Here is a 12,908-nt window from a genome sequence, read left to right as displayed (position 1 = left end):
GTCGATCCGCGCCGGCCGTTCTGGAACACTGGCGCGCGCTATGAGCCTGGACGCGCAGACCCTCATCGACTGGTTCGCCGACACCGCCCGCGACCTGCCCTGGCGCAAGCCCGAGTGCACCGCGTGGGGCGTGCTGGTCAGCGAGATCATGTTGCAGCAGACACCCGTCGCCCGGGTGGAACCCGTCTGGCACGACTGGCTGGAGCGCTGGCCCACGCCGTCCGCCATGGCCGCCGCCACCCAGGGCGAGGTCGTGCGGGCGTGGGGCAAGCTCGGCTACCCCCGGCGGGCGCTGCGCCTGCACGAAGCCGCGCGGGCCATCTCCACCCAGCACGACGACGTGGTCCCCGACGACGTCGAGACGCTCCTCGCGCTGCCCGGCATCGGCGCGTACACCGCCCGCGCGGTGGCCGCCTTCGCCTACGGCCGGCGGTGCCCGGTGGTCGACACGAACGTCCGCCGCGTGGTCGCGCGGGCCGTGCACGGCGCGGGCGACGCCGGACCGCCGTCGACCACGCGGGACATGAACGACGTGCAGGTCCTGCTGCCGGAGGAGGACGCGGCGGCGGCGGTGTTCTCGGCGGCGCTGATGGAGCTGGGCGCGGTCGTCTGCACGGCCCGCGCGCCCCAGTGCGCCGACTGCCCGGTGTTCGCCACGTGCGCGTGGCAGCGCAACGGCCGTCCCGCCTACGACGGGCCGGCCAAGGCCGTGCAGAAGTTCGCCGGCACCGACCGGCAGGTGCGCGGGCTGCTGCTGGACGTGCTGCGCGGCACCTCCGAGCCGGTCGCCAAGACCCGGTTGGACGTGGTCTGGTCCGACGCGGGCCAGCGCGACCGGTGCCTGGACTCGCTGCTGGTCGACGGGCTGGTCGAGCAGACCGCCACGGGCCTGTTCGCGCTGCCCGGCGAGCACTGACGTGCACGCGCTGGTGGTGTTCTTCGACGCCGAGGCGGACGCGCGGGTCCGCGCCCTGTGGCGGCGGATCGGCGCGACCTTCGAGTACCCGCCGCACCTGACCTACGCCGTCGCGGGCACGATCGGGCCGAAGGTCCGCGCCGAGCTGCGCGAGGACCTGTCCCGGCTGTGGCTGCCCGACCTGTGGCTGCACACCCTGGGCGCGTTCGGCACGGCGGAGAACGTCCTGCAACTGGGCGCGGTGGTGGACAACGAGCTGCTGGCCGTGCACTCGGCGGTCCACGACGTGCTGGCGGGGCGGGTGAAGAACCCCAACGCCTACTACCTGCCGGGCACCTGGGTGCCGCACTGCACGCTCCTGCACGGCGTGCCCGACGAGGAGATCGGCCGGGCGTTCGCCGCGCTGCACCCCGTCGAGCCGATCCGCGCCAAGGTCCGGGAGATGTCCGTGGTCGACACTCAGACCGGGGAGGTCGACCCGCTCAGGAAGGCTTCCACCGCGCCCCGGTAGACCTCCGGGGCCTCGTCGTGCACCACGTGCCCGGACTCCGGGACGAGCAGGTGCGCGCCGCCCGTGCGACGGGCGACCTCCGCCATCTGCCCGGCCCGCGCCCCGCCCCGGCCGGCCTCGACGGTCAGCGTCGGGCAGCGGATCGCGTCCACGAACTCCCAGTACGACCGCTCGCCCCACTCGGCGGCGATCTCGTAGAGGTCGTCCAGCCGCGCGATCAGGTGCCAGCCGTCCGCGCGCTCCTCGAACATCTCCTCGGCCCGGGGCACCCGCACCACGGACCGGATGTGCGCCGGCGACTCGAACACCGGCCACGAGTCGAAGTACCAGCGCCACTCGTCCACCGAGCGGCCGGTGTTGTCCGGCACCACGTCCTCGGCGACCACCGCGCGGACCAGGTCGGGCCGGGTCGCGGCGAGCGCCCACGCGTGCAGGCCGCCCATCGAGTGGCCGATCACCACGGCGGGCGCGAGGTCGAGCCGTTCGACGGTGGCGGCGGCGTCGGCGACGAAGTCCTCCGTGCGGTACGGGCCGCGCTGCGGGTTGCGGCCGTGGCCGCGCGCGTCGGTCGCCACCACCCGGCCGTGCGGCTTGAGCCACTGCGCGACCGTCCACCACGTGGTGGCCCGGCTCATCAGGCCGTGCAACAGCAGGATGCCCTGACCCGATCCGCCGAACTCCACGAAGCTCATGCGTGCATCATGGCGACATGGCTCTGAGCCCCGAGGCCCGCCCTTACCTCCTCGTCGCCGCCGTCGCGCTGGTGATCGCCGGGGTGCTCGTCGCCGAGCTGCCCGGCGAGCCGGGGACGCCGCAGGCCGGGCCCGGCCCGTCGCAGGTCCCGACCACCGCGCCGGCGGTCGCCGACGCCGAGGGCGGCGACGGCGCGGGCGACCCGTACTACCCGCAGGACGGCAACACCGGCTACGACGTGCGCGGGTACGACCTGGCCGTCAGCTACGACCCGGCCACCCGGCGGCTGGAGGGCAAGGCGCTGATCACGGCCGTCGCCACGGACCGGCTCAGCCGCTTCAACCTCGACCTCCACGAGCTGGAGGTGTCCGAGGTGTCGGTCCGCGACCAGCGCGCGCAGTTCCGCCAGGAGGGCGAGCACGAGCTGGTGATCACGCCCGCCGCACCGCTCGCCCGGGACGAGGAGTTCGTCGTCGCGGTCACCTACGGCGGCGTGCCGACCCTGTTCCAGGACCGGGCGCTGGGCCGCAGCGGGTGGCAGGTGTCCGCGTCCGGCGGCGCGTTCGCGGCGGGCGAGCCGCACTCGGCGACCACCTGGTTCCCGGCCAACGACACACCGCGCGACAAGGCGGCGTTCCGGCTCGCCGCCCGGGTGCCGGACGGCTGGTCGGTGGTGTCGAACGGCGCGGAGGGCGAGACCACCCGCGAGGGCGGCTGGACCACCTACCGCTGGGACGCGCCGCAGCCGATGGCCACCTACCTGACCACGATCGCCATCGACAAGTGGACCGTCGACCGGACCACCCTGCCGGACGGCACCCCCGTGGTGAACGCGTACGCGCCGGGCGCGACGCGGGCGCGGGAGCAGCAGGAGCGGCTGCCGGAGGTGCTGGAGTTCCTGGCGTCCCGGTTCGGGCCGTACCCGTTCCGGTCGGCGGGCGGCATCTTCCTGGCCGACGACATCGGCTTCTCCCTGGAGACCCAGACCCGGCCCGTCTACGCCGGGTGGGCGGACCTGGAAACCGTCGTGCACGAGAACGCCCACCAGTGGTTCGGCGACTCGGTGACGCTGCGGTCGTGGGCCGACATCTGCCTCAACGAGTGCTTCGCCAGCTACGCCCAGTGGCTGTGGGCCGAGGCGAAGGACGGGGTGGACCTCGACGACAAGTACCGGGGCGAGGTCGCGCGGACCCGCGACTCGGCCGGGTACTGGAACCGCAAGCTCTACGACATGGGGCGCGGCAACGAGTTCCGGGGCGTCTACGACAAGGGCCGGCTCGCGGTGCACGCGCTGCGCCGGCAGGTCGGCGACGACGCGTTCGGCGAGGTCCTGCGGACCTGGCTCGCCCGGCACCAGGACGGCAACGCGTCGTGGCCCGAGTTCGAGGCGCACGTCGAGCAGGTGTCCGGCCAGGACCTGGACGGGTTCTTCGCCGCGTGGTTCCGGGGCGACACCGTCCCGGCCGAGGAGCACCTGTGGCCGGACGGGCTGCGGAAGTAGCGCACCCGCTCGGCGCGCTCGTGCCCTGCTACCGTCGGTGCCATGGCAGTGGTGAAGATCAACGCGATCCACGTCCCCGACGGTGCCGGCCCGGAGCTGGAGAAGCGGTTCGCCGCGCGGCTCGGCGCGGTGGACTCGTCGCCCGGGTTCCTCGGCTTCCAGCTGCTGCGGCCGGTGGCCGGCGACGAGCGGTACTTCGTCGTCACCCACTGGGAGACCGACGCGGACTTCGACAACTGGCGCAACGGCGGCGCGCGCGAGGCGCACGCGGGCGAGCGGGCCAAGCCCGTCGCCACCGGGGCCGACCTGCTGGAGTTCGAGGTCGTGCTCAGCTCCACGCCGAAGCGTGACTGACCGGTCCGCACCGGATCCCCCCGCGAGACCCGGACCAGCACCGCACCACCGGGACGCGCTCGACCGGGCGGCCGAGCTGATCTCCGGCGCGGGCGCGGTGCTGGTCTGCGCGGGTGCCGGGATGGGCGTCGACTCGGGCCTGCCCGACTTCCGGGGCGACCACGGGTTCTGGCGGGCCTACCCGCCCTACGCCCGGCTCGGGCTGCGGTTCGAGCAGCTCGCCGACCCGGTGCACTTCGTGGACGACCCCGCGCTGGCGTGGGGCTTCTACGGCCACCGGCTGGACCTCTACCGGCGCACCCAGCCGCACGCCGGGTTCGCCGTGCTGCGGTCGTGGGGCGCGCGGGTGTTCACCTCGAACGTCGACGGGCAGTTCCAGCGGGCCGGGTTCACCGGGGTCGCCGAGGTGCACGGGTCGATCCACCACCTCCAGTGCGTCGAGCCGTGCACGGACGACGTGTGGCCCGCCGACGACGTGGTGGTGCGGGTCGACCCGGAGACCATGCGGGCCGTCCCGCCGCTGCCCGCGTGCCGCTCGTGCGGCGGCCTGGCGCGGCCCAACATCCTCATGTTCGGCGACTGGTCGTGGGTACCCGGCCCGAGCCGGCGCGCGCTGGACGACCTCACCGCGTGGCGCCGGTCGGTCCGCGACCTGGTCGTGCTGGAGGTCGGCGCGGGCCTGGCGGTGCCGACCGTGCGCCGGCAGGCGGAGCTGGCCAGTGCCGCGTCCGGCGCGCTGATCAGGGTGAACCCGCGCGAGCCGGAGGTGCGGCACGGGCGCGGGGTGTCGCTGCCGATGGGCGCGGCGGCGGCGCTCGCGGAGCTGGACCGGCTCACGGGTCGGGCACGACGAACCGGGTGACGACCGCCCGGTGGTCCGTGCCCGGCAGGTCGAGCACCCGGAACTCCTCGACCGGGCACCGGTTGTCCACCAGCACGTGGTCGAGCACCACCGGCGGCCAGTACCCGCGCGACGGCCACGTCGGGGTCAGCCCCTCGCAGACCTGGTCCGCCGCGTCGACGTAGCCCCGGTTGAGCAGGCGGCGCAGGCCCACGTGGTCCAGGGTCGCGTTGAAGTCGCCGGCGAGCACCCGCACCGGCCCGTCGAGGTCGCGCTCGGGCAGCCCGGCGAGGTCGCGCTGCCACGGCACCGGCCCGCCCGGCACGGTCGGGGCCAGGGTGTGCACGGACACCACCTCGACGTCCGCGCCCGGCACCGACACCAGCGCCGCGGCCTGCGGGAACGTGGTCCTGGCCGGCAGCGCGCGCGTGGTCAGCGGGTGGCGCGCGGCCAGCCCGGACCCGGCCGCGCCCGGCGCGGGCAGGAACACCCGGTGCGGCAGCACGTCGGCCAGCCCGGCGCGGTCGAGGGCGGCGACGGCACCCGGCGTCAGCTCCTGGAGGGCCAGCACGTCGACCCGGTGGTCGCGCACCGCGCCCACCAGCGCCGCGGCGTCGGCCCCGCCGTGGTGCAGGTTCGCCGACAGCACCCGCACGTCCTGACCCGTGCCGACCGGGCGGGGGTCCGGGAAGGCGCGCGGCGCGACGGCCGCCACCAGCACCAACGACAGCAGCAGGGCGGTGGTGCCCAGCGCCCAGCGGCGCAGCAGCAGCGCCACCGCCGCGAGCAGGACGCCCGCAGCGGCGGAGTACGGGGTCAGGGCGGTGGTGGCGACCATGTGGCGGGTGCCGTCGATGCCCAGCAGCCGCAGCGCGGCGGCGGCGCAGAACGCCACCGTGGCCAACACCAGCAGGAACGTGACCGCCTTGCGGCGAGGACGGCGTTCTGCGAGGGCGACCACGACATCTAGTCTGCCCGAGTGAGAGTTGTGCTGACGGGCTTCGAACCGTTCGGCGGCGACGCCACCAACCCGTCCTGGGACGCGGTGCGGTTGGTCGCCGACCGAGCCGGGGACGACGGGTTCGACCTGGTCGCGGCCGAGCTGCCGTGCGAGTTCGGGCGGTCGCTGGACGTGCTGCGGGAACTGGTGGTGGCGCACTCGCCGGACGTGGTGGTGTGCGTGGGGCAGGCCGGCGGACGGGTGGGCGTGACGCCGGAGCGGGTCGCGGTGAACCTGGACGACGCCCGCATCCCGGACAACGCGGGCCACCAGCCGATCGACGTGCCGGTCGTGGCGGGCGGGCCGGCGGCGTACTTCGGCACCCTCCCGGTGAAGGCGTGCGTGGCGGCGCTGCTCGCGGAGGGCATCCCGGCGTCGGTGTCGCACACGGCCGGGACGTTCGTCTGCAACCACGTGTTCTACGGGCTGATGCACCTGCTGGCCACGGAGTTCCCGACGACCAGGGGCGGTTTCGTGCACGTGCCGTTCGCGCCGGGCCAGGGCCACGCGGACGCGCCGAACCTCGACCTGGACACCACGGCCCGCGCCCTGGAGCTGATCATCCGCACCACGGCCGCCCGCACCACCGACCTGCACACCACCGCAGGCACCCTGCACTGACTCCAACGCCCCGCACGCGCAGAACGCCCCCTGGAAGCTCCAGGGGGCGTTCGCCGAGCAGGAGCCGGGCCCGGGGGACTCCCGGGCCCGCTCAGCCGCTCACCACACGTGTCAGGCGGACTCGGAGTCGCCCTCACCGGTGTCGCCACCGGCCGACGAGGCCAGGTCCACCGGCGGCGCGTCCGGCACGTTCGACGGCTTCGACTCACCCCGGAACACGAAGTGCGCCTTGTCGTCGGCCTCGGACTCGCCGTCCCAGCCCTCGACGTCGGTGATGATGATCTGGCCCGGCTGGATCTCGCCGAACAGGATCTTCTCCGACAGCTGGTCCTCGATCTCGCGCTGGATCGTCCGGCGCAGCGGACGGGCACCGAGCACCGGGTCGAAGCCGCGCTTGGCGAGCAGCATCTTGGCCCGGTCGGTCAGCTCGATCGCCATGTCCTTGTTCTTCAGCTGCGCCTCGACGCGGGCGATCATCAGGTCGACCATCTTGATGATCTCGTCCTGCGTGAGCTGGTGGAACACGATGATGTCGTCGATGCGGTTGAGGAACTCCGGGCGGAAGTGCTTCTTCAGCTCGTCGTTGACCTTGTTCTTCATCCGCTCGTAGTTCGACGCGGTGTCCTGGCCCGAGGTGAAGCCCAGGCCCACGGCCTTGGAGATGTCCGACGTGCCCAGGTTGGACGTGAAGATGATGACGGTGTTCTTGAAGTCCACCGTCCGGCCCTGGCCGTCGGTCAGGCGGCCGTCCTCCAGCACCTGGAGCAGCGTGTTGTACACCTCCTGGTGCGCCTTCTCGATCTCGTCGAAGAGCACGACGGAGAACGGCTTGCGGCGCACCTTCTCGGTGAGCTGGCCGCCCTCCTCGTAGCCGACGTAGCCGGGAGGGGCACCGAACAGCCGCGACGCGGTGTACCGGTCGTGGAACTCGCCCATGTCGATCTGGATGAGCGCGTCGTCCTCGCCGAACAGGAAGTTCGCCAGCGCCTTGGACAGCTCGGTCTTGCCGACGCCGGACGGGCCGGCGAAGATGAACGAGCCGGACGGGCGCTTCGGGTCCTTCAACCCGGCCCGCGTGCGGCGGATCGCCTGCGACACGGCCTTGACCGCGTCGACCTGGCCGATGATCCGCTTGTGCAGCTCGTCCTCCATGCGGAGCAGACGCGTGGTCTCCTCCTCGGTGAGCTTGAACACCGGGATGCCGGTCCAGTTCGCCAGGACCTCGGCGATCTGCTCGTCGTCCACCTCGGCGACGACGTCGAGGTCGCCGTCCTTCCACTGCTTCTCCCGCTCGGCCTTCTGGCCCAGGAGCTGCTTCTCGGAGTCGCGCAGCTTGGCGGCCCGCTCGAAGTCCTGCGCGTCGATCGCGGACTCCTTGTCGCGGCGCACGTCGGCGATCTTCTCGTCGAACTCGCGCAGGTCCGGCGGCGCGGTCATCCGGCGGATGCGCATCCGCGCGCCCGCCTCGTCGATGAGGTCGATGGCCTTGTCCGGCAGGAACCGGTCGTTGATGTACCGGTCGGCCAGCGTGGCGGCGGCGACCAGGGCCGCGTCGGTGATCGAGACGCGGTGGTGCGCCTCGTACCGGTCGCGGAGGCCCTTGAGGATCTCGATCGTGTGCTCCAGCGACGGCTCGCCGACCTGGATCGGCTGGAACCGGCGCTCCAGCGCGGGGTCCTTCTCGACGTACTTGCGGTACTCGTCGAGCGTGGTCGCGCCGATCGTCTGGAGCTCGCCCCGGGCCAGCATCGGCTTGAGGATCGAGGCCGCGTCGATCGCGCCCTCGGCCGCGCCCGCGCCGACCAGGGTGTGGATCTCGTCGATGAACAGGATGATGTCGCCGCGCGTGCGGATCTCCTTGAGCACCTTCTTCAGGCGCTCCTCGAAGTCACCGCGGTAGCGCGAGCCGGCCACCAGCGAGCCCAGGTCGAGGGTGTAGAGCTGCTTGTCCTTGAGCGTCTCGGGCACCTCGCCCTTGACGACCATCTGCGCCAGGCCCTCGACCACGGCGGTCTTGCCCACGCCGGGCTCGCCGATCAGGACCGGGTTGTTCTTGGTGCGGCGGGACAGCACCTGCATGACCCGCTCGATCTCCTTGGTGCGCCCGATCACCGGGTCGAGCTTGCCCTCCCGCGCGCTGGCGGTCAGGTTGCGCCCGAACTGGTCGAGGACCAGGGACGAGGACGGGGTGCCCTCACCGCGACCGCCGGACTCGGCCGTCTCCTTGCTGGTGGAGTAGCCGGACAGGAGCTGGAGGACCTGCTGGCGGACGCGGTTGAGGTCCGCGCCCAGCTTGACCAGGACCTGCGCCGCGACGCCCTCGCCCTCGCGGATCAGGCCGAGCAGGATGTGCTCCGTGCCGATGTAGTTGTGGCCGAGCTGGAGCGCCTCCCGCAACGACAGCTCGAGCACCTTCTTGGCGCGCGGGGTGAAGGGGATGTGGCCGGACGGGGCCTGCTGCCCTTGGCCGATGATCTCCTCGACCTGCTGGCGGACGCCCTCCAGCGCGATCCCCAACGACTCCAGCGCCTTGGCGGCGACACCTTCACCCTCGTGGATCAACCCCAGGAGGATGTGCTCGGTGCCGATGTAGTTGTGGTTGAGCATCCGGGCCTCTTCCTGGGCCAGGACAACCACCCGCCTCGCGCGGTCGGTGAACCTTTCGAACATTCGCACTCCCTGACTGCTGCGCCGGCGGTCCTCGGGCTCACCACTGGCATACCGTGGAGAGCGCGGCACCGTGGGACCACTGTAGTCGCCGGCCCGGACACTCTCAGTTCCCGTTCGCGTGCAGTCGCTGTCGAGGATCTCTGACACCGGTACCAACGCGTGATCTGCCAGGCAGATTCCACAGATCGGGCGATGTCCGCTGAGCGCGAACAACCCCCCGTTCGGAGGCAACCCACGTGATCGGCGTCACGATGCCCGCCAACCCGAGCGACCCTCGCCAAGGTAAGGCAACCCTCAGCCGGGAGCACCGGCCCCCGGACACCCGTGCGCCCCACCCGGGCCACCTCCCCACGCGCCCGCCTCACACCGGCCCGCGCACCCGGCTCCCCACCACCGGCACCGCTGCCCGATAAACGGCCACCGCGAGTCCCGACCGCCACCCAAAAACAGGTCGACCAACCCGCTTGTTAAAGCAACCCGCCGCCATACACGGCCACACACCGCCATACGCAGTTCGACACTCGCCGGCACACCGTGCACCGCGCATCTCACATCGCACATCGTTATGAACTTCACCATCCGACGACGAGCAAGATCTACTGCACCCGCATGATCTTTCCCGACATCGGCGAAGGGGCACCGGTTTCACCCGGTGCCCCTTCGCCGTACGGCGTAATTGACGTGGCGGACGCCACGCAATCGCGCCCCATCACACCTCACCACGCCTCATCACACGTCAGCCCTGCTGGTGGTAGGCCTCCAGCACCTCGGCGGGGATGCGCCCGCGGTCGGACACCTTCATCCCCTGCTTGCGGGCCCACTCCCGAATGGCCTGGTTCTGCTCGCGGTCGGCCGAGGCGGGACGTGCGGCCTTCACACCGGCCGGACGGCCCGGGCCGCGCTTGCGGCCCCCGGCCTTGCGAGCGCCGGCGACGAAGTCGGCGAGTGCGTCGCGGAGCTTGCCCGCATTGCCCGAAGAAAGGTCGATCTCGTAGGACACGCCGTCCAAACCGAAGCCGACCGTCTCCTCGGCCTTCCCGCCGTCCAGGTCATCGACCAGGGTCACGGTGACCTTCTGCGCCATGCGTATCCTCCTGGACTCCGAATGCGCGGTGTTCCCCGACCGCGACCAAAGCATTGTCGAGTGCAGGTTAGCGCACAAGTACGGCAATGCGCAGACCGGAGTCCGAGAAGTTACTTCATTCAGGTCGCACGAGGGGGAACAGGATGGTCTCCCGGATACCGAGGCCGGTGATGGCCATCAGCAGTCGGTCGATGCCCATTCCGACACCACCGCTCGGTGGCATTCCGTACTCCAGCGATCGCAGAAAGTCTTCGTCCACGGGCATGGCCTCGGCGTCCCCGGCGGCGCTCAACCGCGCCTGGGCTTCCAGCCGCTCGCGCTGCGCCACCGGGTCGACCAGTTCGGAGTAACCCGTGGCCAACTCGAATCCGCGCACGTACAGGTCCCACTTTTCGGCCACGCCGGCCCGCGTGCGGTGCCGCCGGGTCAGCGGCGAGGTCTCCACCGGGAAATCCCGGACGAACGTGGGCGCGTGCAGGCCGTCGCCGACGAGGTGCTCCCACAGCTCCTCGACCAGCTTGCCGTGGCCCGGCTTCGGGTCCACCTCCAGCCCCACCCGGTCCGCGAGCTTGCGCAGCTCCTCGGCGGAGGTCTCCGGCGTGACGGCCTCGCCGGCGGCCTCGGACAGCGACTCGTACATGCCGAGCGTCGTCCACTCGCCGCCCAGGTCGTACTCCGAGCCGTCCGCCAGGGTCACCTGCAACGAGCCGGTCACGGCCAGCGCCGCCTCCTGGATCAGCTCGCGGGTGAGGACCGCGTTCGTCTCGTAAGTGGCGTACGCCTCGTAGTACTCCAGCATCGAGAACTCGGGCGAATGGGACGAGTCCATGCCCTCGTTGCGGAAGTTGCGGTTGATCTCGAAGACCTTCTCGATACCGCCCACCACGCACCGCTTCAGGTACAGCTCAGGGGCGATCCGCAGGAACAGGTCGATGTCCAGGGCGTTCGAGCGGGTGACGAACGGCCGGGCCGACGCGCCCCCCTGCAACGTCTGCAACATGGGGGTCTCGACTTCGACGAATCCGCGCCGGTGGAACGAGTCCCGCAGGGACCGCACGACGGCCGCCCGGCTGCGCACGGTGTCCCGGGCCTGCTCGCGCACGATGAGGTCGACGTACCGCTGCCGAATGCGGGTTTCCTCGGCCAGTTCCTTGTGCGCGACCGGCAGGGGGCGCAGGGACTTGGCGGTCAACCGCCACTCGGCCGCCATCACGGACAGTTCGCCGCGCCGGGACGTGATGACCTCGCCGCGCACGAATACGTGGTCGCCCAGGTCGACGTCGGACTTCCATTCCGCGAGGGACTGCTCGCCGACCCCGTTCAGGCTGAGCATGGCCTGGAGTTCGGTGCCGTCGCCTTCGCGCAGCGTGGCGAAGCACAACTTGCCGGTGTTGCGGATGAACATCACCCGTCCGGTCACACCGACGACTTCACCGGTGGCGACATCGGGTTCGAGCCCCTGGTGCCGTTCCCGGACCTCGCGCAACGTGTGCGTGCGGGGCACTTCGACCGGATACGGATCGACCCCCCGCTCCAGCAGCCGCGCCCGCTTCTCCCGGCGCACCCGAAGCTGCTCGGGAAGGTCGTCGTCACTGGTGGCGGAAGGGTTCGCAGGCTGCTCACTCACGGGGGCAGCGTACGGAAAGACCTCTCGGGGAATCGAACCGGTTCTCACTATGGTGGGGCCGGTGACGAGTGATGACTTGAGTGCTCGCCGGGCGAACTCCTTCGGAGCACATGCCGCCGCGTACGCGGAACACCGCCCCGACTACCCCGCCGCCGCCATCCGGTGGTCACTGGAACCCCTGGGCGGCGGAGCGCACCGCGTCGTGGACTTGGCGGCGGGGACCGGCAAGCTCACCGGCGGGCTCGTCGCGGAAGGCCACCAGGTCACCGCCGTGGAGCCCGACGAGTCGATGCTGTCGGAACTGGTCCGCCGGCACGGCTGCGTGCGGGCCCTGCCGGGGACGGCGGAACGCATCCCCCTCCCGGACGGCACCGTGGACGCCGTGCTGGTCGGACAGGCGTTCCACTGGTTCGACAAGGCGAAGGCGCTGACCGAGATCGCCAGGGTGCTGCGCCCGGGAGGCGTGCTGGCGTGCCTGTGGAACACCGCCGACACCACCGTTCCGTGGGTGGCGAAGCTGGACGAGCTGGGCAAGTCGAGCGCCAGCGTGCCGGGCACGGTGGAGGAGACCGTGCCGGAGCACGAGAAGTTCGGCCCCCTGGAAGTCCGCGAGTTCCCCCACGCCCACCGCCGGACGGCGGAGTCGCTGGTGACCATGATCAGCACCCACTCGCACACCCTGGTGATCCCGGCGCAGGAACGAGAACACCTGCTGGCCGGCCTGCTGACCTACCTGAAGAACACCCCGGAAACGGCCAACGGCGAGTTCGACTTCCCCCTGACCACCGAAGCAGCCCGCCTACGCCGCACCTGATCCACACCCCCCACGCACGCCCCACACCCACACGCACGCCCACACGCACGCCCACACCCACCAACGCGCGCCCCGCGCACACCACCCACCCGAGTCGTGTCATCCCCGTGTGGCCCGCGCGCCGGCGAACCGCGCTTGGCCAGGTCATGCAAGCACGCCCTTCGCTTGCATGACCTGGCCAAGGGTGGTTGTCTCCCGACCGGGCCACACGGGGATGACACGACGACCCACGCACTTCCGTCATCCTTGGCGGCTCGCCCGTCCGGCGAGGACTCT

General features: G+C 71.7%; 12 protein-coding genes. 7 read left to right on the top strand and 5 right to left on the bottom strand.

Annotation, left to right across the window (positions count from 1 at the left end):
* Positions 1-40: 40 nt before the first annotated feature.
* Positions 41-916 carry an A/G-specific adenine glycosylase gene (locus AB0I60_RS30375; RefSeq protein WP_360735710.1) on the top strand — a complete coding sequence of 292 codons (876 nt, stop codon included), beginning with the start codon at positions 41-43 and terminating at the stop codon, positions 914-916.
* 1 nt (position 917) lies between these two features.
* Entirely contained in the window at positions 918-1,427 is a 510-nt protein-coding gene (locus tag AB0I60_RS30370) for a 2'-5' RNA ligase family protein (RefSeq protein ID WP_360735708.1), read from the top strand.
* Here AB0I60_RS30370 and AB0I60_RS30365 read toward each other — a convergent pair.
* Entirely contained in the window at positions 1,376-2,119 is a 744-nt protein-coding gene (locus tag AB0I60_RS30365; protein WP_360735706.1) for an alpha/beta hydrolase, read from the bottom strand. The two genes, AB0I60_RS30370 and AB0I60_RS30365, sit on opposite strands and share 52 nt — an antisense overlap.
* A 17-nt stretch (positions 2,120-2,136) precedes the next feature.
* Between AB0I60_RS30365 and AB0I60_RS30360 the strand changes: the two genes are divergently transcribed.
* The 3 genes from AB0I60_RS30360 to AB0I60_RS30350 all read left to right on the top strand — a co-directional run bounded on the left by AB0I60_RS30360 (position 2,137) and on the right by AB0I60_RS30350 (position 4,837).
* Entirely contained in the window at positions 2,137-3,621 is a 1,485-nt protein-coding gene (locus AB0I60_RS30360; protein ID WP_360735704.1) for a M1 family metallopeptidase, read from the top strand.
* Between the two features lie 42 nt (positions 3,622-3,663).
* Complete coding sequence (locus AB0I60_RS30355) at positions 3,664-3,975, top strand: antibiotic biosynthesis monooxygenase (protein ID WP_360735702.1); 312 nt, start codon at positions 3,664-3,666, stop codon at positions 3,973-3,975.
* Positions 3,976-4,051: 76 nt separating this feature from the next.
* Positions 4,052-4,837 (top strand): Sir2 family NAD-dependent protein deacetylase, encoded by a 786-nt coding sequence (locus tag AB0I60_RS30350; protein WP_360736005.1) that lies wholly within the window; start codon positions 4,052-4,054, stop codon positions 4,835-4,837.
* Here AB0I60_RS30350 and AB0I60_RS30345 read toward each other — a convergent pair.
* Complete coding sequence (locus AB0I60_RS30345; protein WP_360735700.1) at positions 4,809-5,777, bottom strand: endonuclease/exonuclease/phosphatase family protein; 969 nt, start codon at positions 5,775-5,777, stop codon at positions 4,809-4,811. The genes AB0I60_RS30350 and AB0I60_RS30345 overlap by 29 nt on opposite strands.
* 18 nt (positions 5,778-5,795) lie before the next feature.
* Here AB0I60_RS30345 and pcp point away from each other — a divergent pair, with 18 nt between their 5' ends.
* Positions 5,796-6,437 carry a pyroglutamyl-peptidase I gene (gene pcp / locus AB0I60_RS30340; protein ID WP_360735698.1) on the top strand — a complete coding sequence of 214 codons (642 nt, stop codon included), beginning with the start codon at positions 5,796-5,798 and terminating at the stop codon, positions 6,435-6,437.
* 111 nt (positions 6,438-6,548) lie between these two features.
* Here pcp and AB0I60_RS30335 read toward each other — a convergent pair whose 3' ends face one another.
* From AB0I60_RS30335 to lysS, 3 genes are all read right to left on the bottom strand, one after another.
* Positions 6,549-9,107 (bottom strand): ATP-dependent Clp protease ATP-binding subunit, encoded by a 2,559-nt coding sequence (locus AB0I60_RS30335; protein ID WP_360735696.1) that lies wholly within the window; start codon positions 9,105-9,107, stop codon positions 6,549-6,551.
* A 736-nt stretch (positions 9,108-9,843) separates the two neighbouring features.
* Positions 9,844-10,191 carry an Lsr2 family protein gene (locus AB0I60_RS30330; RefSeq protein ID WP_015097814.1) on the bottom strand — a complete coding sequence of 116 codons (348 nt, stop codon included), beginning with the start codon at positions 10,189-10,191 and terminating at the stop codon, positions 9,844-9,846.
* Between the two features lie 115 nt (positions 10,192-10,306).
* On the bottom strand, positions 10,307-11,818 hold the full coding sequence (lysS, locus tag AB0I60_RS30325) for a lysine--tRNA ligase (protein WP_360735693.1): 1,512 nt from the start codon (positions 11,816-11,818) through the stop codon (positions 10,307-10,309).
* A gap of 49 nt (positions 11,819-11,867) precedes the next feature.
* Here lysS and AB0I60_RS30320 point away from each other — a divergent pair, with 49 nt between their 5' ends.
* Complete coding sequence (locus AB0I60_RS30320) at positions 11,868-12,632, top strand: methyltransferase domain-containing protein (RefSeq protein WP_360735691.1); 765 nt, start codon at positions 11,868-11,870, stop codon at positions 12,630-12,632.
* Positions 12,633-12,908: the final 276 nt, after the last annotated feature.

The organism is Actinosynnema sp. NPDC050436 (assembly GCF_040655415.1).
Lineage (GTDB): Bacteria > Actinomycetota > Actinomycetes > Mycobacteriales > Pseudonocardiaceae > Actinosynnema.
Note: the sequence above shows the minus strand (reverse complement) of the source record. Positions and strands in the feature narration are given on the sequence as shown.